We start from the raw sequence: 24784 nt of genomic DNA on the forward strand, positions 1-24784 counted from the left end.
GGTCTCCTTTGCGCATCTGTTAGGCCAGCGGGGTCCTGCCCTCAAGCCATTTCCCGCTTGAACCGTCGTGGATGCGGCCCTAGTTTGCGCCTTACCTCGGGGTGGTAGAGCCTGATCTGCCTGAGATTTGCGTAATCGCATCAACCCGTTGAACCTGAACCGGTTAACACCGGCGGAGGGAAGGTCGGGACACAGCCGCACATGGCCCCTTATCTTGCCTTTCGCCGCAGATAGGAGACGCGCCATGAAGGCCCTCACATTTGCAGCGGGATTGTTTGCAGCCAGCGCGGCGCTGGCGGACACGCCCGTTCTCACCGTCTATGCCCCTGATTACTTTGCCTCCGAATGGGGGCCGGGTCCGAAGATCGAAGAGCTGTTCGAAGCGCGCTGCGGCTGCGATCTGCAGTTCAAGCCTGGCGATCTGCTGCCCCGCCTGCTGCTCGAAGGCGCGCGAACGGAGGCGGATGTGGTCATCGGCCTCAATACCGATGTGACCCGAAAGGCCCGTGAAAGCGGTTTGTTTGCGCCGCATGGTGTGGACTTGTCGCCGCTGACGCTGCCGATCGACTGGAGCGATGATGTGTTCCTGCCGTTCAACTACGGCCACACGGCGTTCGTCTATGACACTACGAGGATCGACACCCCGCCGGCGTCGTTCGAGGATCTGCTGAACGCGCCGGACGATCTGCGGCTGGTTATTCAGGACCCGCGTTCGTCGATTTCCGGGCTGGCGCTGGTTCTGTGGGTTCAGGCGGTCTATGGCGACAAAGCCAAGGAGGCCTGGACCAGGCTGGCACCGAAGATCGTCACGGTGACGCGCGGCTGGTCCGAGAGCTACGGCCTCTTTACCGATGGCGAGGCCGACATGGTGCTCAGCTATACCACCTCGCCCGCCTATCACATCATTGCCGAGGGCGACGAGACCAAGAAGGCGGCGATCTTCCCCGAAGGCCACTACTTCATGGTGGAATTGGCGGCAAAGCTGGCGGGCAGCGACGAACCGGAATTGGCGCAGGACTTCATGGATTTCATCCTGACGGAGGCGTTCCAGAGCATGATCGCGACGGGCAACTGGTCGATCCCGGCGGCCTTGTCCAGGGACAAGTGGCCGGAGGGCTTCCAGAAGCTCGACCTGCCGGAAAAGGTGCTTTTCTACTCCGAAGATGAGGCTGCGGCCCTGCGGGACGAAGCGATCGAGGCATGGCGCAGCGCGCTGTCACAATAACCGCCGGGTCGGCTCTGGCGCTCCTGACGCTGGGGCCGATTGCCGTGGTCCTGATTCGGGCGGAGGGTTTTGGTGCCCTGCGGCCCGGTGATCTGGCCGCGCTGCGGTTCACCCTGTGGCAGGCGCTTTTGTCCGGGCTTTTCAGCTGCGTATTCGCAGTTCCGGTCGCGCGGGCGCTTGCGCGGCGACGGTTTGCCGGGCGCGGGGTTCTGGTTGCGCTGCTTGGGGCGCCCTTCATTCTTCCGGTGATCGTGGCGGTGATGGGGCTGCTTGCGGTGTTCGGTGGTGCCGGGTTGGTCAATGCGGCCCTTGCTGCGCTGGGTTTGCCGCGCTTTGATATATACGGGCTGCACGGGGTTGTGCTGGCCCATGTCTTCTTCAATCTGCCGCTGGCGACACGGATGCTGCTGCAAGGCTGGCTGGCCATCCCGTCCGAACGTTTGCGGCTGGCCGCCTCGCTTGGCCTGACCCCCTGGGCGCAGTTCCGGGTGTTGGAGTGGCCGCTCCTGCTGCGCATCCTGCCGGGCGCCTTTGCGGTGATCTTCGTGATCTGTCTGACGTCTTTTGCGGTGGCTTTGACGCTGGGCGGCGGGCCGCGCGCGACGACGGTGGAGCTGGCGATCTACCAGGCGATGCGCTTCGATTTCGACCTTGGACGCGCGGCATTGCTCGCCGGGATGCAATTGGCATTGGCGTTGACGGCCGGGATGGTGGCGTGGCGGGTGTCACTGGGCGCGGGCTTTGGTGCGGGGCTCGACCGGGTGCAGCCGCGCTGGGACGGGCAGGGATTGCTGGCGCGGCTCTGGGATGGCCTCTGGATCGGCCTTGTGGCGGTTTTCCTGCTGTTGCCGCTGGCCCTGGTGGTCTGGCGGGGGGCGCCGGGGCTGCTGATGCTTGGGCCCGACACATTTCGTGCAGCCGGGCATTCCTTGGTTGTTGCGCTTTGCTCGACCGCGCTTTGCCTGATCTGGGCGCTGCCACTGGCGACGCGGCGCGGCGAGTTGCTGGCGCTCTCGGCGATCGCGATCTCGCCGCTGGTTCTGGGCACCGGGTTGTTTCTCATCCTGCGCCCTTTCGTGAACCCGTTCAGCATGGCCTTGCCGGTGACGGGGCTGGTTAACGCGCTGATGGCGCTGCCCTTCGCCCTGCGGATCCTGCGACCGGAGGCGGAAGAGATTCGTGCGGATTACGGGCGGTTGGCGGCGACTGTCGGGCTGACGCCCGGGGCCTGGGCGCGACTGGTTCTGCTGCCGCGTCTGCGCAGGCCGCTTGGATTCGCGGCGGGGCTGACAGCAGCGTTGGCGATGGGCGATCTCGGGGTGATTGCGCTCTTTGCCGATCCGGACCGCGCGACCTTGCCGCTGCAGGTCTATCGCCTCATGGGGTCCTACCAGATGGAAGCGGCGGCTGGGGCCTCGCTGCTGCTGCTGTGCCTCAGCCTCGGGCTATTCTGGCTGATGGACAGGGGAGGGCGCGTGGGTGCTTGAGTTGACCGGGATGCGCGTGGCGCAGAATGGCTTTTCGCTGGCGGGCGATTTGCGGCTGGACGCGGGACGGCGGGTGGCGGTGATTGGCCCGTCGGGCGCGGGCAAATCGACGCTGCTCGATGTGATTGCCGGATTTCGTGCGCCGCAGGCGGGCGCGCTCCGCTGGCAGGGGACGGATATCGGCGCGCTCCCGCCGCAGGCGCGGCCGGTGTCGATGCTCTTTCAGGATCAGAACCTGTTTCCGCATTTGACGTTGGAGCGGAACCTTGGATTGGCGCTGCGCCCCGATGGCGGGCGGTTGAGCGCTGCGCAGGCGGGCCTTGTGGCGGACGCCCTGCGCCGCATGGGGCTTGATGACCTTGGCGGACGCAGGCCCGGGGCGTTGTCGGGCGGGCAACAGGCGCGCGGGGCACTCGCACGGGTGCTTCTGCAGGCGCGGCCGATCATCCTGCTCGACGAGCCATTTGCGGCGCTGGGGCCTGCGCTCCGGACAGAAATGCTGGAGGAGGTCGAAGCGGTTGCCGGTGCTGCGGAGGCCCTCGTCTTGCTGGTCAGCCACGACCCCTCGGACGCGCGGCGCTTTGCGCAGGAGGTGGTCTATGTCGATGAGGGGCGCGTGCATGCGCCGGTGGACACGCAGAGCCTGTTTGCCAACCCGCCAGAGGCGCTGAGAGCCTATCTTGGCTCGGGTGCGGGGTAGCCCGACCGACAGGCTGTCTCGCGCGATGGTCGTCATGTGACAGCACCGCAAGAGACTTCGGAGCAAAGAAAAAGCCCCGCCGGCATGGCGGGGCTTTGTTATTTTTCCACAGGTGGCTGTGTCAGCTTCAGGCCTGCTTGGCGCCCTTCTTGACGGGCTTCCAGATGCGCTTGTTGGTCAGGTACAGCAGCACAGAGAGAACCACCAGGAACAGAACGGCGGTGAAGCCGGCCTGCTTGCGGGCCATCATCTTGGGCTCTGCGGTCCACATCAGGAAGGCCGCGACGTCCTGCGCCTCGTGGTGCAGTTCGTTCGAGTGGCCGTCGGCATACTCCACATCCTCGCCGTAGAGCGGCGGGGCCATCGAAATCCAGCCGCCCGGAAAGGCGGTGTTTTCGTACAGCGTCACACCGGCCTGGTCGATGGTCTCGCCAGTGTATCCGGTCAGCAGGGAGGCGATGTACTCGGGGCCACCGATTCCGTTGACAAACTGGTTGATGCCGAGACCGTAGGGACCGTGGAAACCGGCCCGGGCTTTCGCCATCAGCGACAGGTCCGGGGCGCCCACGGCGGTGTTGGTCGGGAAGTTATCCGCCGGTTTGGCCGGGCGGAAGTCATCCAGTTCGGCATCGAACACTTCGAAGTTCTGTTCCGCATAAGCGCGGACTTCAGCGTCAGAGTACCCGAGGCCGCCCTCTTCCGCCATGGAGCGGAAGGGCACGAATTTCAGGCCGTGACAGGCGGAGCAAACCTCGGTGTAGACTTGGAGGCCGCGCTGCAGCTGGTTCTGATCATAGGTGCCGAAGGGACCTTCGAACGAAAAGTCGAAGTCTTCGATGTGACCCTCGGCTCCGGCGGCAAATGCGCCACCGGTCGAGAGTGTCAGGGCCGTCAGGGCCGAGAGGGTGAGTTTCTTGAACATCTCAAGCGGTCCTTTCGAATTACTCAGCCGGGGTGCCGGCTGCGTCACCCTTGGCCTTGCCATAGTGATTGTTGAAGTCTTCCTCGATCGTGTCGGGCGTTGGCAGCGGCTTCTCGATCACGCCCATGAGGGGCAGGATGACGAGGAAGTACGCAAACCAGTAGGCCGAGGCGATGAGCGAGAAGGACGCGTAGGGCTCTTCGGCGGGCATGGCACCGAGCCACATCAGCACCATGAAGTCGACGCACAGCAGCCAGAACCACCACTTCAGCATCGGGCGGTAGCGCGCCGAGCGGACGGAGGAGGTGTCGAGCCACGGCGCCAGCGCCATGACGGCGATCGCACCGAACATCGCCAGCACGCCGAAGAACTTGGCGTCGATGATGCCGCCGGTCACGAAGGACGCGATCTGCACGACCCAGACTTCGGAGGTGAAGGCCCGCAGGATCGCGTAGAACGGCAGGAAGTACCATTCCGGCACGATATGCGCGGGCGTCGCCAGCGGGTTGGCTTCGATGTAGTTGTCCGGGTGGCCAAGGTAGTTCGGCATGAAGCCAACGATGGCAAAGAAGACAACCAGAACCACGACGAGAGCAAAGAAGTCCTTGATCACGAAGTAGGGCCAGAAGGGCAGGGTGTCTTTCTCGGCATCTGCTTTCGACGTGCGGCGCACTTCGACACCGGTCGGGTTGTTGTTGCCCGTGGTGTGGAACGCCCAGATGTGGATGGCCACGAGGGCGGCAATCACGAAGGGCAGCAGGTAGTGCAGCGAGAAGAAGCGGTTCAGCGTGGCGTTATCCACGGCCGGTCCGCCGAGCAGCCAGGTCTGGATCGGCTCACCGATGAGCGGGATCGCCCCGAACAGGCCGGTAATCACGGTCGCGCCCCAGAAGGACATCTGACCCCAGGGCAGAACGTAGCCCATGAAGGCGGTGCCCATCATCGCCAGGTAGATCAGCATGCCGATGATCCACGTCACCTCGCGAGGGGCCTTGTAGGAGCCGTAGTAGAGACCGCGGAAGATGTGCAGATAGACGGCAACAAAGAAGAGCGACGCACCGTTGGCGTGCAGGTAGCGGATCATGTAGCCACCGTTCACGTCGCGCATGATGTGCTCGACGGAGGCAAAGGCGTAATCCACGTGCGGGGTGTAGTGCATCACCAGAACCACACCGGTGACGATCATGTGCACCAGGCAGTAGGCAAGGACGATCCCCCAGATCCACATCCAGTTGAGGTTCTTGGGGGTGGGGATCATGATGGTGTCGTAGGCAAGCCCGAGGATCGGGAGGCGCTTGTGAAGCCACTTCTCGCCACCGGTCTTGGGTTCGTAATGGTCGTGTGGAATACCGGACATATGCGCGTTTCCTTATCCCAGCAGAATTGTGGTTTCGTCAGCGAACTCGGCCTTCGGCACCGGAAGGTTGCGCGGCGCGGGCCCTTTGCGGATCCGGCCGGCGGTGTCGTAGTGAGAGCCGTGGCACGGGCAGAACCAGCCGTCGTAATCGCCGGCGCCATCGCCGAGCGGCACGCAGCCGAGGTGCGTACACACACCCATCATGACAAGCCATTCGCCGGCTTCGTCAAGCGTGCGGTTTTCGTCCGTGGCGGGGGCCGCGGCGTCGAGGTTCGCGTTTTCGGCGTTCTGGTCGACGAGGTCGGCCAGAGCGACCGCGCGAGCCTCTTCGATCTCGGTTTCGGTGCGGCGTCGGATGAAGACAGGCTTGCCCAGCCACTTCACTGTCAGCTGCGTTCCGGTCGAGACGCCCGAGACGTCGACGCGGATGGACGCAAGCGCCCGGACGTCTGCCGAGGGGTTCATCTGGTTCACCAGGGGCCAGACGGCCGCGCCCGCGGCAACGGCCCCGGCGCCTGCTGTGGCATAGTAGAGAAAGTCTCTACGGGTGCCTTGGTGATCTTCTGCGTGTGACACGAGATTCGCTCCATTGCTTCGGGGCCTTGATTGGCCGCAATACAACCAAAGGCCGCGCCGAAAACGCAGCCGTTCCGCGGCGGTACTTAGCGAGCCAGGCGTGAGGCGTCCAGCACACAAAAGCCTTGCAATGCAATAAGCGCGGATGTGTCGCGGTTGAAACGCCCCTCCTGCGATGATTATCTACCCGTCGAGACATTGCGAAGGCGCCAACATGAGACACCTGATTCTATCCACAGCCGCCGGTGCGGCCCTGCTCGCGGCGCTGGACAGTCCGGCTGCGGCGGAGATCGAGCTGTCTTTGTACACCGGTTGGCAGACCCTGCCGCACAGCCGCCTGTCCGGAGAGCTGCCGAACAACGCGGGCAGCTATGACGAACTGGTTGGCTGGGACGGGAAATCGTTCCAGATGCCCCCGTATTACGGCGCGCGCGCGACGTGGTGGCGCAGCGAGACCCTTGGGTTCGGTGTCGAATACACGCACACCAAGGCCTATGCGCCGGATGACGTGAAATCCACGCTGGGCTTTTCGCGGCTTGAATTCTCGGACGGGCACAACGTGCTGACCGCCAACGTCATGCGGCGCTGGCCTGACCGGTGGGGCGATATCACGCCTTACGTCGGGGGCGGCCTCGGCATTGCCTTTCCGCATGTGGACGCAAAGCACAACACCGGCAGCCGGACCTATGGCTTTCAGGTCACCGGTCCGGCGATGCGCTTGACCGCGGGCGCGAGCTATCCGATTTCCGAGCGCTTTTCGGTCTTTGGGGAGTATCAGTTCACCTATTCGTCGAACGAAGGCGAGTTCGAGGATGGCGGGACGTTCAAGACGGATATCAAGACCAACGCGCTGAACATCGGTCTTTCACTGAACTTCTGAGCGGCAGGCGGGGTATAACCCCGCCCTACACGCTGTCTCGCGGAACCTCAGGCAGGTTTTGTGGCGATCATCGATTCGCGTGCGGAGAAGGTCTCGAACCATGCGGCGAGCGCATCACGCCCAGTGCGCCATCCGCGCGCGTCATGGCGCAGGTCGATGTAGCCAAGCGCACAGCCCACGGCCATCTGTCCCATATCGAGCGGACCGTTGAGGTGGCTCATCCAACGGGTCTCCAGCGCGTCGAGCGCTCGGGCCGCCTTGGACCATTGTGCCTCGACCCAATCGGTGGAGATCATGTCCGGGCTGCGGAAGCGCGCTTCGTAAGTCATGGCGAGCGCAGCCTCCATGATGCCGTCACCGGTGGCTTCGAGCGTAAGAACCTCCCACAGGCGGCTTTCAGGGTAGAGGCCGCTGCCTGCCTTTGCGTCGAGATAGCGACAGATGACCCGGCTGTCGTAGAGGGCCGGACCGTGGTCGCGCACCAGCGCCGGGATCTTACCGATGGGATTTGCGGCGAGAACAGCCGGGTCCGAGGCGAGCGGCGTGGTTGCCACATCGACCAGCGTGACCTGGTCCAGAAGGCCGGTTTCGTGCAGGGTGACGACGGTCTTGCGCACGAAGGGCGAGGCATCGGATTTGATCAGTTGCATGGGTCTGTCCTGTGTCGGTTTCTGGCGCGAGCCTAGGCTGGCGTCGTGGACGGCGCAAGCGGGAGGGTGATGGCCCTGGATTGGCGCCGCGCCGGGGGGCGGGCCGTCGTTTTTTCGAGTATTTTCAAAGAGAAGAAGCAGGGGCGCGCGCGTTAGCTCGCCTTTGGGTGTGTGGCTTCGTAGACTTTCATCAGATGGACCTGATCGACGGAGGTATAGGCCTGCGTGGTCGAGAGCGAGGCGTGGCCTAGCAGTTCCTGAATGGCGCGCAGATCGCCGCCGGCGGAGAGCAGGTGCGTGGCGAAGCTGTGGCGCATGGCGTGTGGCGTGGCGGTGGCGGGCAGGCCAAGCTGCATGCGGGCTTGCTCGGTGACCTTCTGGATCAGGCGCGGGTTGAGCGCGCCGCCGCGCGCACCGCGAAACACCGGCAGGTCCGGGGCCATGGAATGCGGACAGAGCGACAGGTAGGTGCCCACGGCGCGGCGCGCGATGGGCAGCACGGGGACGATGCGCTCTTTTTTGCCTTTGCCGAGAATGCGAAGCGACTCGCCCAGCGGCAGATCGCGTCCCTTCAGGCCGAGCGCCTCCGAGATGCGCAGGCCGCAGCCGTATAGCAAGGTGATCACGGCGGCGTCACGCGCGCCGATCCAGCCTTGGGTGGACTGCATTTCCACCGTGTCGATCATCGCGCGGGCGGCGTCTTCGGTCAGTGGTCGGGGCAGCTTTTTCTGGAACTTCGGCGCGCGCGCGGAGAGCACGGCAGTGGGCTCGAAGCCTTCGCGCTCGGAGAGCCATCGGTAGAAGGTCTTCACTGCCGAGAGCTTGCGGGCCATCGAGCGCGAGGCGACACCGGTGCCGCGCAGATGTGCCATCCATGCCCGCATGTCCGAAGTGGTGATGCGGGCGAGGGGAGCGAGCCCCTGCGGCTCGGCGTGATGCGCGGTCAGGAAGGCGATGAAATCAATCACGTCGCCCTGATAGGCGGTGATGGTGTTGGGTGAGGCGTCCTTGAGCGCCTTGGTCTGGCCAAGCCAGGTGGCCAGCGCGTCGCGGGCGGCGGGAGAGATGTCGAGCGTCATGGGGCCACGTCTCGCACCCGCGGCGGGATGCGTCCTGTTTCACGTTGCGAAACCCGTGGCAGCGGGTGGATGGGTCAGTTCAGCCAGCGGCGCATGGCGCGCTCGAAGACGCCGCCGAAAAAGGCAAGCAGATCCGTGCCTTGCTGCGGTGTGAACATATGCGGATCCTCGGACCCCATGACCAGAAGGCCGGGCAGGCGACCGGGGCCGAAGTCCAGCTTGAGGCAGGCCTCGGAGCGAATCCAATCGGCTTTGTTCCCGAAAATCTGGGCGTTGCCTTGCTCGATCTGGCGCAGGGTGACCGGGCGCAGCGGTGCCTCGCGGCCCTCGGAGACATAGTCCCCGACGAAGCCCGGTTCGGCCACCGACAGCACATCGCCGAGCCGCTGCACGGCGACTTCGCCCTCGGCATTGGCGCTTTCGAGGACAAGGCGGACGCTGTCGACCCGCAGGATTTGTGCCACTTCACCGGCCAGATCGTGCAGGAAAGGTTCGAATTCGACCGGATCGAGCATGCGCAGCACGGCGCGGTGTATCTGATTGGTGCCCGCAAGGTTTTCGTAGGCGGCGGCGATGACGGAGCGGTGGGTATCCTCCAGCCGGTCCAGCCGGGTCTCCAGCCGCTCCATGGCAATGCCGCGGAGGTCGATGATGTTGCCGCCCATCGCGCGCTCGTTCGCGGCAATCAGCGCGTGCATCAGATCCTTGTCGTCGAGGATGATATCCGGTTGGGAAATGATGGTTTCCCGAATCGAATCTTCGATGCGCTGGCTGCTGCTGGTCATGGGCGTCTCAATGCTGCTCGGGCCGCCTTTCTGGGAGGCGATCGGTTTTTTGGTCCGACTTTGTTTGGCCCCGCAGTCCCTGACCTGTCAAGGAAAACGGGGCGAAATGACCAGAAACCCGTGCAGAGCGGATCGTGTGCAACGGCGTGTGCCTGTTAGGCTGCGATAGCCGCTTCGTCGAGACATTCGGCCACGAAGCGGAAGCCGGAGCCGCGCGCGGTTTCGATATCCACGGCACCGCCGGAGGCGGAGAGCTGAGCGCGCAGGTTGCACATGTACACGTCGAAGACACGCGGGTCGGGTTCGTTCTCCAGACCATAGATATGCGATAGGAGGCTTTCACGGGTGACGAGGCGACCGGGCCGCAGGGCGATGAATTCCAGCAGCTCATAAACCTTCGGGGTCAGCTTCAGGCGGACATCGCCGATATGTGCCCGGCGGTGCATCAGGTCGATACGCAGGGGGCCGTATTGCAGAACCGGACGGCCGAGTCCGTGGGCGCGGCGGGCGAGGGCCTGCAGGCGAGCCAGGGCTTCGTCATGGTCGCCGCTGGGATCAATCACCGTGTCGGCTCCGGCTGTGAGCCACTTCGCCCTCTGCTCCGAGCTGGCATTCCGGGCAATCAGCGCGATGGGCGCACGGCGGTTGGCGGCGCGCAGGCTATCGAGTGTGACCCCATCGTGGCCGAGCTGGGTCGCAGGTAGGATGATGAGATCGACCTCGCCGATTTTGGCATAGTGTTCAAGATCTTCGGGACGATCCGTCCGGGTCAGCAACGTCCCATTGGTCACCAACTCCTGTGCCAGAGTCATCATGTCCCAACTTGTTTCGGCGATCAGATAACGCATCCGCTTGCTCCTCGTAATGTTTGACGGGAGCCCTGTGGGCCGGATGACCCTTAACGGGCCACCCACATGGCATTTATGGATCGTGCCGGCCTTCTGACGGGGAAGCGCGATCAATGTCGGATAACGTTCTGTTACAGGCGGAAGAAGTAATTGCTGAATATGTCTGAATTGTGGAGCAATTCAGGCATGATCTCCGTCAAGGATCAATCGTCAGACGTGTGCGACAAGAGCGGATGCGACGCTGGTCCGCTAGCATGTGTGTGCGGCCAGCCTGACAGGAGGACAGACATGTACAAAAGTATTCTTGTTCCGATTGCCTTCGAAGCGGAGGGCAATGAGAAGGCGATTGCGGCCTTGGCCATCGCTCGGGCGCTGGCCGGGGCAGACGCCCGGATTACGTTGATCCATGTGATGGAAAAAGTGCCGAGCTATGCGATCAATTACCTGCCGGCGGATTTCTCGGCCCAGTCCAGACTGGCGATCGAGAGCGAATTGACGAGCCTGGCCAAGGGGGTACCGGGGGCGGTGACGGAGGTGGTGGATGGCCATTCGGGGCGCACCATTCTGGAATGGGCGGAGGAAAAGGGCGCCGATCTGATCGTCATTGCTTCGCACCAGCCGGGGATGCAGGACTTGCTGCTGGGCTCTACCGCGACGCAGATTGTGCGCCACGCCAGATGTGCTGTGCATGTGCTGCGTTGACATCGTGCCGGGTCTCACCACTTTGACCGTATGGATAACACACTTGATCTGAAGACCCGGACGGGGCTGCCTGAAGCCTTGCGGGTGCTGGTCGCGGATTTCCCCCGCGATGAATGGCAGGCGCACGCGAATTTCGCGGGGCTTGTGGCGTTTTGGCTGGACCGGCACATGATGTTCCGACGCCTGTCGGAGGCGCTGCGGACCGATGCGGAGGCGGCGGTGGATGGCAAGATGCGGCCGGAGCAGCTTCACCCGCGAATTTCGCGCTTTGGCGGCATGCTTGTGCAACAGCTGCACGGGCATCATCAGATCGAAGATATGCACTATTTTCCAGTGCTAAGCGCCAAGGAAACCGCCTTGCAGCGGGGTTTTGACATCCTTGATCGGGATCATCACGCGATGGACGGTCTGCTCGACCGGTTCACCCGGTCGGCCAATGGTGTCCTGCAGGGTCAGGCCGAGCCGGGGACCTTCCGCGAGGAGGTTCTTTCCTTCGAAGCCATGCTGCTCCGGCATCTGGAGGATGAGGAGGACCTCATCGTTCCGGTGATTCTCAAGCATGGGCCGGATGGTCTGCAATGAGGCTTCAGAGCGCGGTCATTTCGTCCTTGTGAAAGTCGATGTGGATGTGGTTGCCGTCCGGGTCGCGGAAGTTGACCTGTACGATGGGGAATTCGGGAACGGGGTCGATGCTGTGCTCGATCCCGTCCTCCCTGAGCAGGGCGATGAAGGCGGGCATGTCCTGAGCGCGGAAGGAAAAATGTTCCAGCGTAATGTCGCCCCCGGACTGTGGATCGCTCACAACCTCGACAAGATGCACAAAGGGCTGATCCCCGAGATACAGCCATGCGCCGCCGATGTGAAATGGCGGCCGAGCGCCCGGAAAAAGGCCGAGAATGCGACCGTACCAGTCAACCATGGCCGCAAGGTTAGTGGTGCGGATGTTGACGTGATCAAAAGCAGTGAGGGGCATAAAGTCGTCCGTTCCAGATGTGCCGGATCAGGTTAAGGCCGCGGAGACCATCGAAATCAAGGGAAAATTGGTCGGCTTGTTCCGCAGGCCGGCTGGAACGACGCGCGATCCGCAATCGGGGATGTCTTCTCAGGCTGGATACGACGATGGGCCCCCGATTGGAGGCCCACGGTCAGTTCGCAGAATGTGCAGTCTGTCAGACCCGCGCGGCGCGGCCTCGCGGACCGGCAACAAGCCACGCGATAAAGCCGAGAACCGGCAGGATCAGAATGGCAAGGGTCCAGATAATCTTGGCGACAGTGGAGGCGCCCGAGGTCAGGACCTGATAAATTGCGTAGAGATCAGCGATAAGGATCAGAAGACCGAGAAGACCATATTCCATTGTTTGAACTCCGCTCTTGTGTGTGTTGTTCGTCTGCACACACAACCCGGAGTTCACGAAATGGTTCCCGGACGTGTTGAAAGGGAGGCGCGGACCGGTTAGCCGCCGCAAGCCTCAGGAATGACGCGGTGCCAGATCGGGCAGTGTTCTTCCCAGTGCCACCACGCTTCCGTGGCGCCGATGGTATGATGGACGGCGACCCATGTGTCGCCTGATTTCTGCAGCAAAGCCTGCACGGCGGAACCGTCCATGTACTCGGGATCAATCTCACCGCGCAAGGCGCCGGGGGTGTTGTAGAGGTTGATCGGTGCGCCGCCCGGCCGCTGGGCCATCAGGCTGGCAAAGGCCGCGTCGCCGTCGCGTCGCAAATCCTGAACGACGAACTCTACAGGCGCGCCAAGCGTCCATTCGATATGCGGACGAATGGCAGACATGATCTGTCCACGGGCGGCGGTACCGCGCTGAGGCTCTTCCCAGGCAAGGGCTGGAGTGGCGAGAAGGTGGGTTGCACTCAGCACGAGTGCTATATTGCAAATTTTCGATTGTATTTCGGTCAAGCTATTCGCCTCTGAGTGGTGTGGGTCTAATAATTACGACACGATCCGGACTGTGCTTGCGAGAATGGTGCCTAGGAAAAACAAAATACTGATCAAAATTCCTAACACAAGTGCCCACCGGTACAAGCAGTAACGCAAACAAATGTCACCCAAGTATTTTCGATCATGAGGGAAAAAACTGTCATCTTTCAATTTATTGGACAAGCTCTTGGTAGGTGTGAATTCATCAAAGCCAATGGCGCGTATGCACCGCAGGCAGAGAATTATACAGAAAAAGTAAACAGAGAATACAAAAAGAGTAGGGTTTCTCCACGGGTCGTCGTCGGGCAGCTGAATGTAAATGTTTGTAGTCAAGATCGACATCAGCGAGAGGAATCCCAACAAAATTCCAGCGCGGCTCGTGATTGCCGTTCCGTGCTGGATAATCGATAGGGGCTGCCAGGTTCGGTCTGAAAGCTCGGATTCGTCGCTTGAATTCTCAGATAGCTCTAATTTTACAGTATCGAGTACCTGAATGAATATACCGGAAGCGAGTAGAAAAAAGAACCTATCAAGGACTTTGTATATACATTTAATCATATCATCTCCTGAAATCGAATGACTATGATCTGTACATTTCGAATGTTTAAGTCACCGTTTCCGCCGTTTCACTCCCCCCCTTTGGCCCGGCTTGCCGGCTGTTGAGCGCCCCTTGGCCTTTACGGCCTCGGCGGAGGCACGTTCGACGGCTTGTTGCCGCGCCAGGGGATCGTCCGAAACCGCCAGATCGACCGCCTCCAGCCGTTTGACCTCGTCCCGCAGGCGTGCGGCCTCTTCGAATTCGAGGTTTTCGGCAGCCTTGCGCATGTCGTTGCGCAGTCCATCCAGAACCGCCTTGAGATTGGAGCCGGAGAATTTGTCGTCGATCTTGGCGGTGACACGGTTCATGTCCACGTCGCCCTGATACAGCCCGGCAAGGATGTCCTCGACGTTCTTTTTGACCGTCGCCGGGGTGATGCCGTGTTCCTCATTGTAAGCAATCTGCTTTTCGCGGCGGCGGTTTGTTTCGGCTAGCGCCCGCTCCATGGAGCCGGTCATGCGGTCGGCGTACATGATGACGCGGCCCTCGGCGTTGCGCGCTGCGCGGCCGATGGTCTGGATCAGCGAGGTTTCCGAGCGCAGAAACCCTTCCTTGTCGGCGTCGAGGATTGCGACCAGCCCGCATTCGGGAATGTCGAGCCCCTCGCGCAGCAGGTTGATGCCGACGAGCACGTCGAAGGCCCCGAGGCGCAGGTCGCGGAGGATCTCGATGCGCTCGATGGTATCGATATCGGAGTGCATGTAGCGCACCTTGATGCCCTGTTCGTGCAGATATTCGGTCAGGTCCTCGGCCATGCGTTTGGTCAGGGTGGTGGCCAGCGTGCGCATGCCCCTGGCGGCGACCTTGCGGATTTCGTCCAACAGATCGTCCACCTGCATGTCGACCGGTCGGATCTCGACTTCGGGATCGAGCAGGCCGGTGGGGCGGATGACCTGTTCGGCAAAGACGCCGCCGGCTTGATCCATTTCCCATTTCGACGGGGTGGCGGAGACGAAGATGGATTGCGGGCGCATGGCGTCCCATTCCTCGAACTTCAGGGGACGGTTATCCATGCAGGACGGCAGGCGGAAGCCGTGTTCGGCCAGCGTGAATTTGCGGCGATAGTCGCCTTTGTACATGGCACCGATCTGCGGGACGGAGACGTGGGACTCATCCGCAAAGACGATGGCATTGTCAGGAATGAATTCGAAGAGCGTGGGGGGCGGCTCGCCGGGGGCGCGGCCGGTGAGGTAGCGCGAGTAGTTCTCGATGCCGTTGCAGACGCCGGTGGCCTCAAGCATCTCGATATCGAAATTGGTGCGCTGTTCGAGGCGCTGGGCTTCGAGCAGCTTGCCTTCGCCGACAAGTTGGTCGAGCCGTTGGCGCAGCTCTTTCTTGATGTGGATGACCGCCTGATTCATCGTCGGGCGGGGCGTGACATAGTGCGAATTCGCGTAGAGGCGGATGCGCTCGAAGGTGTCGGTCTTCGATCCGGTGAGCGGATCGAATTCGGTGATCGCCTCAAGCTCTTCGCCGAAGAAGGACAGCTTCCACGCGCGATCTTCGAGGTGGGCGGGCCAGACTTCGAGGCTGTCGCCGCGCACGCGGAAGCTGCCGCGCTGAAACGCCTGATCGTTGCGTCGGTATTGCTGGGCGACGAGGTCGGCCATGATCTTGCGCTGATCGTACTCGCGACCGACGAAAAGGTCCTGCGTCATGGCGCCATAGGTTTCGACCGAACCGATGCCATAGATGCAGGAGACCGAAGCCACGATGATCACGTCGTCACGTTCCAGAAGCGCGCGGGTGGCGGAGTGGCGCATTCGGTCGATCTGTTCGTTGATCTGCGATTCTTTTTCGATGTAAGTGTCCGAGCGCGCAACGTAGGCCTCGGGTTGGTAATAGTCGTAGTAGGATACGAAGTATTCGACCGCGTTGTCCGGGAAGAAGCCTTTGAACTCGCCATATAGCTGGGCGGCGAGCGTTTTGTTCGGGGCAAGGATGATGGCCGGGCGCTGGGTCTCCTCAATCACCTTGGCCATGGTGAACGTCTTGCCGGTGCCGGTCGCGCCGAGCAGGACCTGATCGCGTTCGCCCGTCTTGATGCCGCTTGCCAGTTCTTCAATCGCCGTCGGCTGATCGCCTGCCGCGTTGAATTCCGTGTGCATGACAAAGGATTTGCCCCCCTCGAGCTTTTCCCGTTCGCGCACATCCGGGGCGGCGGCGTGCAGGACTGGCATGTTTTGAGGATTGTTATTGTGCATCGGGCGTCTCCTTGAGTGCCAAATGTGGCACGGGATGCTGCGGATGCAAGGGCCACTGGTGACAGCGGCTGTCAGCATTGGTGTCGTGACCTTCAATGCAGACGCCTTATGGCGCAACACGGGGCGGGCGATGCGCGGCGCTCTCCACAGCCGATGATTTACGTGTTCATGCCGCCGAGAAAGGGCGGCACATTGGGGTTGATCCCGGCCGGGTGCGCTGACGTTGCGATCAATGGCCCGGATCTGTCGTACGGCGTCCGCTCTGCCCCTAGAGGTTGTCTACATTATAGGAGGTCGGCTATTTTTGCTACGACCGTGGCCCCTCGGCGGACCTATTATCGGTAGGCTTCGGCTAAACCTGTATCCGTTCTGCCGCATTTTGCTTGAATAGATTTTGTGACGTCGCGTAACACCTATAGCGTGTATTGTCGGGCGCGAAACCTTTTGCCAGATCAGCTGCAGATCACTTTCACCATCTCTATCCGGGAAAATCGTCATGCACAGAGGCCAAGGCACAGGCCAGACTGCACCCCATCCAGATCGCGCTCCGGCCGAGCGGGTTGAGCTCCACTTCGGATCTTTGCCAAGCGGCGCGGCCTATATCCAGCTAAAGCCGGGCGAGACAATCGACAAACAGGCCGTTGTCGCGGTGCACGAGCGGGTCGCCGAAACGCCGGGCCTGAATCTGCGGATGCCGACATTGTGGGACTTTCGTGGGTTCGATTTCGAAACCTATGACCTTGGCCGATGCCGCCGGGAGGCGCCGGGCTGCATGGCGCGGCCGGAGCGGTTGGGCGCGCTGCGGGCGTTCGTGGTCGATTCGGAAGTAGGCTACGGAATCATGCGGATGCTACAGGAAGTCGTCGCGGGGCATGGCGCAGAGGATATGGATAACCTCTATGTCACCTACGCCTTCGACGACGCGCTGGGGTGGATGGACAACCGATTGCGGCATTAGGCTCTGGACAGGTTGATTGCTGCTCGGCATCGGTGCGCGGTTTTCGTTTGCTGTAGTTAACCGTCTGGGCCCGACGATTTGAACAAATGACGCGGATGGAACGCTTGCTCCCGATGCGCAAATCTATGATAACCGGCCTTGATATATGAGTTCCGGCAGTCCGCCCACGCGGATCGCACAGATGGAGACCCAGCATGCGCGCACGTATTTTTCAGCCGTCCAAGACCGCCATGTCCTCCGGACAGGGCAAGACGAAGGTGTGGATCCTGGAATTCGCTCCGGCCAGCGCCCGCGAGGTCGATCCGCTGATGGGCTGGACGTCGAGCAATGACACGCAAAGCCAGGTGCGCCTGCGGTTCGACAGTAAGGACGCCGCCGAGGCCTACGCCCGGGAGCATGGCATCGATGCGCAGGTCATGGAGCCGAACAAGCGTCGCCCGAACGTGCGGCCGCGCGGCTATGCCGAGAACTTCGCGGTGGATCGCAAGGGCGCGTGGACGCACTGAGCGTGTTGAGGCACTGGTAGCCGTTGCCTCGCGAGATCTCGGAAGTATAAGCAAAATCAATTCGCTATTTTCCGGTCACTCGGAAGTGCGAGAAGATATCCCGCGAAGATCGGGCGATCTGTCAGCGCACCACGTGAACCGGCGATAACAATCCTGCCGAAGGGGATTTGATCGAGGAAGATCGCGGGGAGCAGGCGATGTCCGGCTGGAGATCCGGCTCTGATATCAACTTAAGTCGCTGAGGTGCCGAATTTTCTGAATGGCGACCCCTGAGGTCAGGCCGTCCAGAGTATCCGTGAAAGTGTCCTCGAACCGTCCGGTGCGCTCCAGCTCCGGAAGCGTTGCTCCGGAAGCGATAGGTGCGTGCCTCACGATATGATCGCGCCGGATGTCGCGGATCGGGCCTGGAGCCATGGCTTCACTGCGGCGGTCAAGCCAATCGAAAGGCGGCGCATCCGGGGAACGGTTGTTGGAGAACCAAGTGCCTGATGCGGTCGCTGACCCGGCTTGTGATCTTGACGGGACTGTACTCGACGAGAGCACGCGAAATTATTCCGTTCTTCTGGTTTCGTGGACCGCACCGCGCGTTTCAGCGATACCGGAAACCGCTATCAGAACGACCGCGCCCATTCAGTATTTGGAAGCATCGCAGGCTTGAGGGGCAATCTATTGGGGCAAGTCGACCTCGCGGGGTCTTTGGCCCGAGTCCCATGTAACGTCACCCGGGTTGTCACGTGAGAAACACGTGGCGTCATACGGCGCATGACCAACGCTGATTGCTTGCGCCGGGGATTGGTTCTGCAGTAGTTCTCCGTGGATTTTCCGACCTTCGGTGCGCAAGGGCTTGTCAGGCGGGCAAGCCATCGCGTCCACTCCTCGGGAATTCGGATTCAGCATCGGCGGCTATTCCGGCCGCGCGTCTTTTGGACGATCAGCGCGAAGGCAGGCGGCCCTATGAGCATCACCCATCTCGTCACCCATTCCGGCGGGTTTCACGCGGACGAGCTGTTGTCGTCGGTGATCCTGACGCGGCTTTATCCGGACGCGGCACTCGTGCGCAGCCGGGATCCGGCGTGGATCTCGCCGGGAGAGGGCCGGATCATCTATGACGTGGGCCGGGCCTATGAGGCGGAAGCCGCGATTTTCGATCATCACCAACGCCCGAACCCGCTGCGCGACGATGGCCAGCCGTACAGTTCCTTTGGCTTGATCTGGCGGCATTTCGGCGAGGCCTATCTGCGGTCGCAGGGCGTGCCGGAGCCGGATGTCGCGGCGGTGCATCAGAGTATTGACGCGGGCTTTGTGCTCCCCGTCGACCTGCTCGACAATGGTGCGATCGAGCCTGGGGTGGCCGGGCCGCTGGCCGGGATGACGCTGCCTGTGCTGCTGGAAACCCTGAAGCCCGCGTTCGATGACCGCAGCGCCGAGGCAGACGATGATGCCTTCATGGCGGCGCTGCCGATTGCGCGGGCCTTTGTCGAGGCGGCAGTGCGGGGCAAGGCAGCGAAGCGGCGGGCGGAGGCCATGGTGATGGCGGCGATTGCGCAGGCTGGCACGTCCAGGGTGCTTGAATTGCCGATGGGCATGCCGTTCCGCGCGGCGGTTGAAAAGGCTGCCGCCGATCACCTGCTATTCGTGGTGCACCCAAGGGACAAGGATTGGGCCCTGACGACAATCCGCAAAGGTGGCGACACCTTCGAGAGCCGCGCCGATTTGCCGGAGGCCTGGGCGGGGTTGAGCGATGAGGCGCTGGAGACGGCGTCTGGGGTGACGGGGGCGAAGTTCTGTCACAACGCACGGTTCATCGCGGTTGCGGGGACTCATGAAGCGATCCTGAAGATGGCCGCGCTGGCCGTTGCGGCGGCAGAGTGAGCCGGTGACGGTCCTGCGAACCGGTGAGGGGGCGGGCACGACGGTGCTGCTGGCCCATGGGGCCGGTGCGGCGATGGATACGCCGTTCATGACCGGCATCGCCGGGGCGCTGGCCGCGGAGGGGTTGCGCGTTGTGCGCTTCGAGTTTGCCTATATGGCTGCGCGGCGGAGCGGCGGGTCGCGGCGCCCCCCGCCGAAAGTGCATCTGCTTGAGGACGAGTTTCGGGAGGCCATCGCGGCGCTGGATTGTGATGGGCCGCTGATCATCGGTGGCAAGAGCATGGGCGGCCGGGTTGCGAGCCTGATTGCCGGGGATCTCCACGCACCAGGGCAGGTCCAGGGGCTGTTGTGCCTTGGCTATCCATTCCATCCCACGGGCAAGCCGGAGACACTGCGAACCGCGCATTTGGAAAACATGGCTTGTCCGACGTTGATCTGCCAGGGCACGCGTGATCCGTTCGGGACGCAGGCCGAGGTCGCGGGCTATGTCCTTGCCGAACAGATCACCGTGCATTGGCTGAACGATGGCGATCACGATTTCAAACCGCGCAAGCGTGTGACAGGGCTGACGCAAGAGGATCACCTCAAGGAAGCAGCGCGCGTCGCGGCGCACTGGGCCCAGGCGCTGTGACGCCCGTACTCGTTGCGTAGCGAAGCAATCGGGCTGCGCGCCGCCGGGGCGTGGGAAACACGTGACATTTTAACGCTTTGGTCTACTGTACTGAAAATGACAGGGCCAAAAGGCGGACTCTGGCCGAACGGCGGATCGCCGGTTTTACTGCAGTGCATTTGCGCTAACACGGGCCAAAACCGTTTGGGGAGGACTGGACATGGCGGCAAAGAAGACCGGACCGAAAGCCGGGGCTGAGCCTCTGGACGACGCTGCGACCAAGGCCGGCTTTGGCCCGATCCTGACCGATTTCGATCAATACCTGATGGGCGAGGGCACGCACCGCGAGTTGTGGCGGGCGCTCGGCGCGCATGTGCTCGAACATGAGGGCGTGATGGGCACGCATTTCGCGGTCTGGGCGCCGAATGCGCAGCGCGTTGCGGTTGTAGGCGACTTCAACGGCTGGGATGGCAAGGCGCATGAGATGCGGCGCGTGGGCACGACAGGATCGTGGGAAGTCTTTGTCCCTGATGTCGGCGAGGGCAATCTCTACAAATTTGAGGTGCAGGGGGCGGATGGCGCTCTGCGGCTGAAGGCGGACCCGGTCGGGTTCGGCTCGCAGCACCCGCCGGAGAAGGCCTCCGTGGTGCGCAATATCGCGGGGTATGGCTGGGCCGATGGCCATTGGATGGACACGCGGCAGGCGCGGGCCTCGCGCGAGGCGCCGATCTCGATCTACGAGGTTCATCTGGGATCGTGGCGGCGGCGCTGGGACGAGGAGGGCAGGCCGCTGTCCTACAAGGAGCTGGCGCGCGATCTTATTGGATACGTCAAGCATATGGGCTTTACCCATATCGAGCTGCTGCCGGTATCGGAATTTCCGTTTGATGGCTCATGGGGCTATCAGCCGGTCGGGCTTTTTGCACCCACGATCCGCTTTGGTCCGCCCCATGAGTTCCGCGATCTGATCGAGGCGGCGCATGACGCGGAAATCGGCGTTTTGCTGGATTGGGTGCCGGGCCATTTTCCAACCGACGATCATGGGCTGGCGCGTTTCGATGGCACGGCGCTCTATGAGCATGAAGATCCGCGCGAGGGGTTCCACCAGGACTGGAACACGCTGATTTACAACTATGGGCGCACGGAGGTGAAGAACTATCTGGTCTCCAACGCCCTGTATTGGATGGAAGAATACCATCTCGACGGGCTGCGCGTCGATGCGGTGGCCTCCATGCTCTACCGCGATTATTCCCGTCCGGAGGGGCAGTGGATCCCCAACAAGGATGGTGGGCGCGAGAATTACGAGGCGATCGAGTTCCTCAAGGAAATGAACGTCGCGGTCTATGGCGCCTTTCCCGATGCGCTGACGGTGGCGGAGGAAAGCACCTCCTTTCCCGGCGTTTCGCGTCCGGTGAATTTCGGCGGGCTGGGCTTTGGCTACAAGTGGAACATGGGCTGGATGAACGACACGCTGAGCTACATGCAGCGCGATCCGATCCATCGTAAATACCATCAGGACAATCTGACCTTCGGTATTCATTACGCCTTTTCGGAGAATTTCATCCTGCCGATCAGCCATGACGAGGTGGTGCATGGCAAGGGTTCGATGCTGGCGAAGATGCCGGGCAGCGAGGATGAGAAATTCGCCAACCTGCGGGCCTATTACGGTTTCATGTGGACGCATCCAGGCAAGAAGCTGTTGTTCATGGGCTGCGAGTTTGCGCAGCCCGAAGAGTGGAACCACAATGGCGAGCTGAACTGGGGCGCGGCGGAGACGCCGAAACATGCCGGGATGCAGCAGTTGGTGCGTGATCTCAACACGCTCTATCGGGGCACCCCCGCGCTGCATGTGAACGACTGTCAGCCGGAGGGCTTCGAGTGGCTGAACGGCGATCCGCAGCAGTCGACGCTGGGATACATCCGCTTTGGCCGGACCGGAGACGCGCCGGTGGTGGTGATGTGCAATTTTACGCCAGTCACGCGAGAGAATTTCCGCATTGGCGTGCCGCGACCGGGGCATTGGGAAGAGGTGCTGAACACCGATTCCGAGATCTACGGTGGCGGCAACCGCGGCAACCTTGGTGGTGTCGACAGCCTTGCAGAGCCTTGCGACGGCAAGAGCGCCTCGGTCACCCTGACCCTGCCGCCGCTGTCGGTGGTGGTGCTGCGGCTGCGCCAGACAGACTGACTGACTTTGGGAGGAGGGTGAGCATGGAAACGACGAGACTGACACAGAGGTCGATGGTCTTTGTTCTGGCGGGAGGCCGGGGCAGCCGTTTGAAGGAGTTGACCGACCGGCGGGTGAAACCGGCCGTCTACTTTGGCGGCAAGACGCGGATCATCGACTTTGCCCTGTCGAACGCGATGAATTCCGGCATCCGGCGGATGGCGATTGCGACGCAGTACAAGGCGCACAGTCTGATCCGGCACATGCAGCGCGGCTGGAACTTCTTCCGTGCCGAACGCAACGAATTCCTCGATATCCTGCCGGCATCGCAGCGGTCCGGCAATGAAAACTGGTATATGGGCACGGCCGATGCGGTGACCCAGAACATCGACATCGTCGACAGCTATGGCATTGATTACGTTGTTATTCTGGCGGGTGATCACATCTACAAGATGGATTACGAGATCATGCTGCGCCAGCATGTTGAGACGGGCGCGGATGTGACCATTGGATGTCTGACCGTGCCGCGCAAGGAGGCGACGGCCTTTGGCGTGATGGCGACGGATGCCGGCGGGCAGATCACATCGTTCCTCGAAAAACCGGCCGACCCGCCCGCAACGCCGGAAGACCCGAACAAGGCGCTGGCCTCGATGGGGATCTATGTCTTCAAATGGTCCTTCCTGCGCGACTTGCTGGAGAAGGACGCGGAGGATCCCAATTCGAGCCATGATTTCGGCAACGACTTGATCCCGGACATCGTGAAGAACGGCAAGGCCATGGCGCATCGCTTTGATGAAAGCTGCGTGCGGGCCGAGGGCGCTCCGGCCTATTGGAAGGATGTCGGGACGGTGGATGCGTTCTGGGAGAGCAACATCGACCTGACCGATTTCACGCCGGAACTGGATTTGTGGGACAAGAGCTGGCCGATCTGGACCTATTCCGAAAGCACCCCGCCCGCGAAATTCATCCATGACGAACGCGACCGGCGCGGGATGGCGATTTCCTCCATGGTGTCCGGCGGCTGCATCATTTCCGGGACGGAGGTGCGCAATTCGGTGATCTTTACCAATGTGCACACCAATTCCTACGCGGTGCTGGATCAGGCCGTCGTGTTGCCGCGTGTGGTGGTGAACCGCTCGGCGCGGCTCCGGCGTGTGGTGATCGACAGTGGCGTGATCATCCCGGAGGGGCTTGTTGTCGGGGAGGATCCGACTGAAGACGCCAAGTGGTTCCGCGTCACGGAGCGGGGCACGACATTGATCACGCAGGACATGCTGGACAGGAGAGCCGCAAGCCTATGAGCCGTATTCTTTCCGTCGCCTCCGAAGCCGTCCCGCTGGTAAAGACCGGCGGGCTGGCGGATGTGGTGGGTGCGTTGCCCGGGGCGCTTGCCACGCTTGGGGACGAGATGATCACGCTGCTGCCGGGCTATCCGGGGGTGATGGGAAAGCTGGAGACCGTCCGGGAGGTCGCGGCCTGGGACGATCTCTTTGGCGGGGCGGGGCGGCTGCTGTCGGCCAATGCTTCGGGGCTTGCGCTCTTGGTGGTGGAGGCACCGCATCTTTATGAGCGCGAAGGCGGGCCTTACCTGACGCCGCAGGGGCAGGACTGGCCGGACAACCCGGAACGCTTCGCGGCGCTGTGCTGGGTGGCCGCCGAAATCGCGGCGGGTCAGGCCGGGGATTGGGTGCCAGAGGTGATCCATGGCCATGACTGGCAGGCCGGGCTCGTGCCGGAGTACCTGTTTGCCCGTGAGTGCGCCGTTCCGTTCATCTTTACCGTCCACAACATCGCCTTTCATGGCAACGCGGCGGCGGAGCGCATGGCGTCCCTGCGGCTGGATGACTGGCGTTTTACGCCCGATCACTACGAATATTGGGGCCAGATTTCCGCGCTGAAGGCCGGGCTTATGGGTGCGGCGCGGATCACCACCGTGTCCCAGACCTACGCCGAAGAGCTGCTGACCGAAGAGTTCGGCATCGGCATGGATGGCGTGTTGCGGGACCGGCAAGCCGTGCTGAGCGGCATCGTCAATGGTATCGACACCGGCGTGTGGAACCCGGAGGCCGACCCGGAGATCAAGCCCTACAAGACACCGAAGGGCAAGGCGGCGAACAAGGCGGCGCTGCGTGCGGAATTCGACCTGCCGCAAGCCGACGGACCGCTGTGTATTCTCGTCTCGCGCCTAACCGAGCAGAAGGGCATCGACCTGCTGCTTGAGGCACTGCCGACACTGCTGGAGCGGGGGGGGCAACTGGCGTTGCTCGGCTCCGGTGATCCGGCTCTGGAAGGCGCAGTGCGGGACGCTGCGCTGGCGCATGAAAACGTGAGCGTGCGGATCGGCTACGACGAGGCGCTCTCGCACCGGATGATGGCCGGGGCCGATGTGATCCTTGTCCCGTCGCGCTTCGAGCCTTGCGGGCTGACGCAGCTTTACGGTCTGCGCTATGGCACGGTTCCTCTGGTGGCGCTGACCGGGGGGCTGGCCGATACGGTGATCAATGCCAGTCCCGCGGCTTTGGCGCGGGGGGTGGCCACCGGTGTGCAGTTCTTTCCCATAAACGCTCATGCCTTGGGCAATGCTGTCTCGCGGCTGTGCGATCTCTATGCACAGCCGAAGGTTTTTGCTGCAATGCAGCGAAATGCGATGAAGCAGCCCGTGGGATGGGGAACGTCTGCCGAAGCGTATCATTCTCTTTACGCAGATGTATTAGCAGGCTGAAAC

At 62.2% G+C, this 24784-nt stretch carries 24 protein-coding genes and 1 riboswitch; of the genes, 13 read left to right on the forward strand and 11 right to left on the reverse strand.

Annotated features, from left to right (window positions below; genetic code table 11):
* Positions 1–87 precede the first annotated feature (87 nt).
* Positions 88–198, forward strand: a riboswitch (TPP riboswitch).
* 46 nt (positions 199–244) lie between these two features.
* From thiB to ACN2XU_RS01670, 3 genes are read left to right on the forward strand one after another with little or no spacing between them, the layout of a single operon-like run.
* Positions 245–1225, forward strand: a complete 981-nt coding sequence (gene thiB, locus ACN2XU_RS01660; protein WP_419408642.1) for a thiamine ABC transporter substrate binding subunit — start codon at positions 245–247, stop codon at positions 1223–1225.
* The gene (locus ACN2XU_RS01665; RefSeq protein ID WP_419408643.1) at positions 1201–2712 is read left to right on the forward strand and encodes an ABC transporter permease family protein; all 1512 of its coding nucleotides are present in this window, start codon (positions 1201–1203) and stop codon (positions 2710–2712) included. The genes thiB and ACN2XU_RS01665 overlap by 25 nt, the downstream gene beginning before the upstream one ends.
* The gene (locus tag ACN2XU_RS01670) at positions 2705–3412 is read left to right on the forward strand and encodes a thiamine ABC transporter ATP-binding protein (RefSeq protein ID WP_419408644.1); all 708 of its coding nucleotides are present in this window, start codon (positions 2705–2707) and stop codon (positions 3410–3412) included. Before ACN2XU_RS01665 ends, ACN2XU_RS01670 begins: the two co-directional genes overlap by 8 nt.
* Positions 3413–3539: 127 nt before the next feature.
* Here ACN2XU_RS01670 and ACN2XU_RS01675 read toward each other — a convergent pair whose 3' ends face one another.
* From ACN2XU_RS01675 to petA, 3 genes are read right to left on the reverse strand one after another with little or no spacing between them, the layout of a single operon-like run.
* Positions 3540–4334, reverse strand: coding sequence for a cytochrome c1 (locus ACN2XU_RS01675; protein ID WP_419408645.1), 795 nt, complete (start codon positions 4332–4334; stop codon positions 3540–3542).
* Between the two features lie 19 nt (positions 4335–4353).
* Positions 4354–5691, reverse strand: coding sequence for a cytochrome b (gene petB, locus ACN2XU_RS01680; RefSeq protein WP_419408646.1), 1338 nt, complete (start codon positions 5689–5691; stop codon positions 4354–4356).
* 12 nt (positions 5692–5703) lie between these two features.
* Positions 5704–6267, reverse strand: a complete 564-nt coding sequence (petA, locus tag ACN2XU_RS01685) for a ubiquinol-cytochrome c reductase iron-sulfur subunit (protein WP_419408647.1) — start codon at positions 6265–6267, stop codon at positions 5704–5706.
* Between the two features lie 214 nt (positions 6268–6481).
* Here petA and ACN2XU_RS01690 point away from each other — a divergent pair, with 214 nt between their 5' ends.
* Positions 6482–7147 (forward strand): outer membrane protein, encoded by a 666-nt coding sequence (locus ACN2XU_RS01690; RefSeq protein ID WP_419408648.1) that lies wholly within the window; start codon positions 6482–6484, stop codon positions 7145–7147.
* A 47-nt stretch (positions 7148–7194) separates the two neighbouring features.
* Here ACN2XU_RS01690 and ACN2XU_RS01695 read toward each other — a convergent pair whose 3' ends face one another.
* From ACN2XU_RS01695 to ACN2XU_RS01710, 4 genes are all read right to left on the reverse strand, one after another.
* The gene (locus ACN2XU_RS01695) at positions 7195–7797 is read right to left on the reverse strand and encodes a glutathione S-transferase (protein ID WP_419408649.1); all 603 of its coding nucleotides are present in this window, start codon (positions 7795–7797) and stop codon (positions 7195–7197) included.
* Between the two features lie 152 nt (positions 7798–7949).
* Positions 7950–8876 carry a tyrosine recombinase XerC gene (locus ACN2XU_RS01700; RefSeq protein ID WP_419408650.1) on the reverse strand — a complete coding sequence of 309 codons (927 nt, stop codon included), beginning with the start codon at positions 8874–8876 and terminating at the stop codon, positions 7950–7952.
* Between the two features lie 74 nt (positions 8877–8950).
* Positions 8951–9661, reverse strand: coding sequence for a DUF484 family protein (locus tag ACN2XU_RS01705; protein WP_419408651.1), 711 nt, complete (start codon positions 9659–9661; stop codon positions 8951–8953).
* Between the two features lie 155 nt (positions 9662–9816).
* Positions 9817–10509 carry a winged helix-turn-helix transcriptional regulator gene (locus tag ACN2XU_RS01710; RefSeq protein WP_419408652.1) on the reverse strand — a complete coding sequence of 231 codons (693 nt, stop codon included), beginning with the start codon at positions 10507–10509 and terminating at the stop codon, positions 9817–9819.
* Between the two features lie 288 nt (positions 10510–10797).
* Between ACN2XU_RS01710 and ACN2XU_RS01715 the strand changes: the two genes are divergently transcribed.
* Complete coding sequence (locus ACN2XU_RS01715) at positions 10798–11211, forward strand: universal stress protein (RefSeq protein WP_419408653.1); 414 nt, start codon at positions 10798–10800, stop codon at positions 11209–11211.
* A gap of 30 nt (positions 11212–11241) precedes the next feature.
* Positions 11242–11793: a hemerythrin domain-containing protein gene (locus ACN2XU_RS01720; RefSeq protein ID WP_419408654.1), complete on the forward strand. Its 552-nt coding sequence runs from the start codon at positions 11242–11244 to the stop codon at positions 11791–11793.
* Positions 11794–11797: 4 nt separating this feature from the next.
* Here the strand turns inward: ACN2XU_RS01720 and ACN2XU_RS01725 are convergent, their stop codons facing one another.
* From ACN2XU_RS01725 to uvrB, 4 genes are all read right to left on the reverse strand, one after another.
* Positions 11798–12184: a VOC family protein gene (locus ACN2XU_RS01725; protein ID WP_419408655.1), complete on the reverse strand. Its 387-nt coding sequence runs from the start codon at positions 12182–12184 to the stop codon at positions 11798–11800.
* 196 nt (positions 12185–12380) lie between these two features.
* Complete coding sequence (locus ACN2XU_RS01730) at positions 12381–12566, reverse strand: PLD nuclease N-terminal domain-containing protein (RefSeq protein ID WP_419408656.1); 186 nt, start codon at positions 12564–12566, stop codon at positions 12381–12383.
* 98 nt (positions 12567–12664) lie between these two features.
* Positions 12665–13000, reverse strand: coding sequence for a hypothetical protein (locus tag ACN2XU_RS01735; RefSeq protein ID WP_419408657.1), 336 nt, complete (start codon positions 12998–13000; stop codon positions 12665–12667).
* A 753-nt stretch (positions 13001–13753) separates the two neighbouring features.
* Positions 13754–15946, reverse strand: a complete 2193-nt coding sequence (uvrB, locus tag ACN2XU_RS01740; RefSeq protein WP_419408658.1) for an excinuclease ABC subunit UvrB — start codon at positions 15944–15946, stop codon at positions 13754–13756.
* Between the two features lie 496 nt (positions 15947–16442).
* Between uvrB and ACN2XU_RS01745 the strand changes: the two genes are divergently transcribed.
* From ACN2XU_RS01745 to glgA, 7 genes are all read left to right on the forward strand, one after another.
* Positions 16443–16904: a hypothetical protein gene (locus ACN2XU_RS01745; RefSeq protein WP_419408659.1), complete on the forward strand. Its 462-nt coding sequence runs from the start codon at positions 16443–16445 to the stop codon at positions 16902–16904.
* A gap of 194 nt (positions 16905–17098) precedes the next feature.
* Entirely contained in the window at positions 17099–17410 is a 312-nt protein-coding gene (locus ACN2XU_RS01750; RefSeq protein WP_419408660.1) for an ETC complex I subunit, read from the forward strand.
* A gap of 954 nt (positions 17411–18364) precedes the next feature.
* The gene (locus ACN2XU_RS01755; protein WP_419408661.1) at positions 18365–19282 is read left to right on the forward strand and encodes an MYG1 family protein; all 918 of its coding nucleotides are present in this window, start codon (positions 18365–18367) and stop codon (positions 19280–19282) included.
* Between the two features lie 4 nt (positions 19283–19286).
* Positions 19287–19913, forward strand: a complete 627-nt coding sequence (locus ACN2XU_RS01760) for an alpha/beta family hydrolase (RefSeq protein WP_419408662.1) — start codon at positions 19287–19289, stop codon at positions 19911–19913.
* A gap of 199 nt (positions 19914–20112) precedes the next feature.
* Complete coding sequence (glgB, locus tag ACN2XU_RS01765) at positions 20113–22080, forward strand: 1,4-alpha-glucan branching protein GlgB (protein WP_419408663.1); 1968 nt, start codon at positions 20113–20115, stop codon at positions 22078–22080.
* Between the two features lie 23 nt (positions 22081–22103).
* On the forward strand, positions 22104–23360 hold the full coding sequence (glgC, locus tag ACN2XU_RS01770; protein ID WP_419408664.1) for a glucose-1-phosphate adenylyltransferase: 1257 nt from the start codon (positions 22104–22106) through the stop codon (positions 23358–23360).
* Positions 23357–24781 (forward strand): glycogen synthase GlgA, encoded by a 1425-nt coding sequence (glgA, locus tag ACN2XU_RS01775; RefSeq protein ID WP_419408665.1) that lies wholly within the window; start codon positions 23357–23359, stop codon positions 24779–24781. Before glgC ends, glgA begins: the two co-directional genes overlap by 4 nt.
* Positions 24782–24784 lie beyond the last annotated feature (3 nt).

Origin of the sequence: Pacificoceanicola niger, from assembly GCF_048553275.1 — a bacterium.
Classification (GTDB): Bacteria; Pseudomonadota; Alphaproteobacteria; order Rhodobacterales; family Rhodobacteraceae; genus Pacificoceanicola.

Coding starts and splice junctions, on each gene's coding strand:
- ACN2XU_RS01710 (WP_419408652.1), bottom strand. CDS start 10,509: ATGCGTTATCTGATCGCCGAAACAAGTTGGGACATGATGACTCTGGCA.
- ACN2XU_RS01720 (WP_419408654.1), top strand. CDS start 11,242: ATGGATAACACACTTGATCTGAAGACCCGGACGGGGCTGCCTGAAGCC.
- glgB (WP_419408663.1), top strand. CDS start 20,113: ATGGCGGCAAAGAAGACCGGACCGAAAGCCGGGGCTGAGCCTCTGGAC.
- ACN2XU_RS01745 (WP_419408659.1), top strand. CDS start 16,443: ATGCACAGAGGCCAAGGCACAGGCCAGACTGCACCCCATCCAGATCGC.
- ACN2XU_RS01730 (WP_419408656.1), bottom strand. CDS start 12,566: ATGGAATATGGTCTTCTCGGTCTTCTGATCCTTATCGCTGATCTCTAC.
- ACN2XU_RS01700 (WP_419408650.1), bottom strand. CDS start 8,876: ATGACGCTCGACATCTCTCCCGCCGCCCGCGACGCGCTGGCCACCTGG.
- ACN2XU_RS01705 (WP_419408651.1), bottom strand. CDS start 9,661: ATGACCAGCAGCAGCCAGCGCATCGAAGATTCGATTCGGGAAACCATC.
- ACN2XU_RS01695 (WP_419408649.1), bottom strand. CDS start 7,797: ATGCAACTGATCAAATCCGATGCCTCGCCCTTCGTGCGCAAGACCGTC.
- ACN2XU_RS01725 (WP_419408655.1), bottom strand. CDS start 12,184: ATGCCCCTCACTGCTTTTGATCACGTCAACATCCGCACCACTAACCTT.
- ACN2XU_RS01715 (WP_419408653.1), top strand. CDS start 10,798: ATGTACAAAAGTATTCTTGTTCCGATTGCCTTCGAAGCGGAGGGCAAT.
- glgA (WP_419408665.1), top strand. CDS start 23,357: ATGAGCCGTATTCTTTCCGTCGCCTCCGAAGCCGTCCCGCTGGTAAAG.
- ACN2XU_RS01675 (WP_419408645.1), bottom strand. CDS start 4,334: ATGTTCAAGAAACTCACCCTCTCGGCCCTGACGGCCCTGACACTCTCG.
- uvrB (WP_419408658.1), bottom strand. CDS start 15,946: ATGCACAATAACAATCCTCAAAACATGCCAGTCCTGCACGCCGCCGCC.
- thiB (WP_419408642.1), top strand. CDS start 245: ATGAAGGCCCTCACATTTGCAGCGGGATTGTTTGCAGCCAGCGCGGCG.
- ACN2XU_RS01755 (WP_419408661.1), top strand. CDS start 18,365: ATGAGCATCACCCATCTCGTCACCCATTCCGGCGGGTTTCACGCGGAC.
- ACN2XU_RS01690 (WP_419408648.1), top strand. CDS start 6,482: ATGAGACACCTGATTCTATCCACAGCCGCCGGTGCGGCCCTGCTCGCG.
- ACN2XU_RS01665 (WP_419408643.1), top strand. CDS start 1,201: ATGGCGCAGCGCGCTGTCACAATAACCGCCGGGTCGGCTCTGGCGCTC.
- petB (WP_419408646.1), bottom strand. CDS start 5,691: ATGTCCGGTATTCCACACGACCATTACGAACCCAAGACCGGTGGCGAG.
- glgC (WP_419408664.1), top strand. CDS start 22,104: ATGGAAACGACGAGACTGACACAGAGGTCGATGGTCTTTGTTCTGGCG.
- ACN2XU_RS01735 (WP_419408657.1), bottom strand. CDS start 13,000: ATGTCTGCCATTCGTCCGCATATCGAATGGACGCTTGGCGCGCCTGTA.
- ACN2XU_RS01750 (WP_419408660.1), top strand. CDS start 17,099: ATGCGCGCACGTATTTTTCAGCCGTCCAAGACCGCCATGTCCTCCGGA.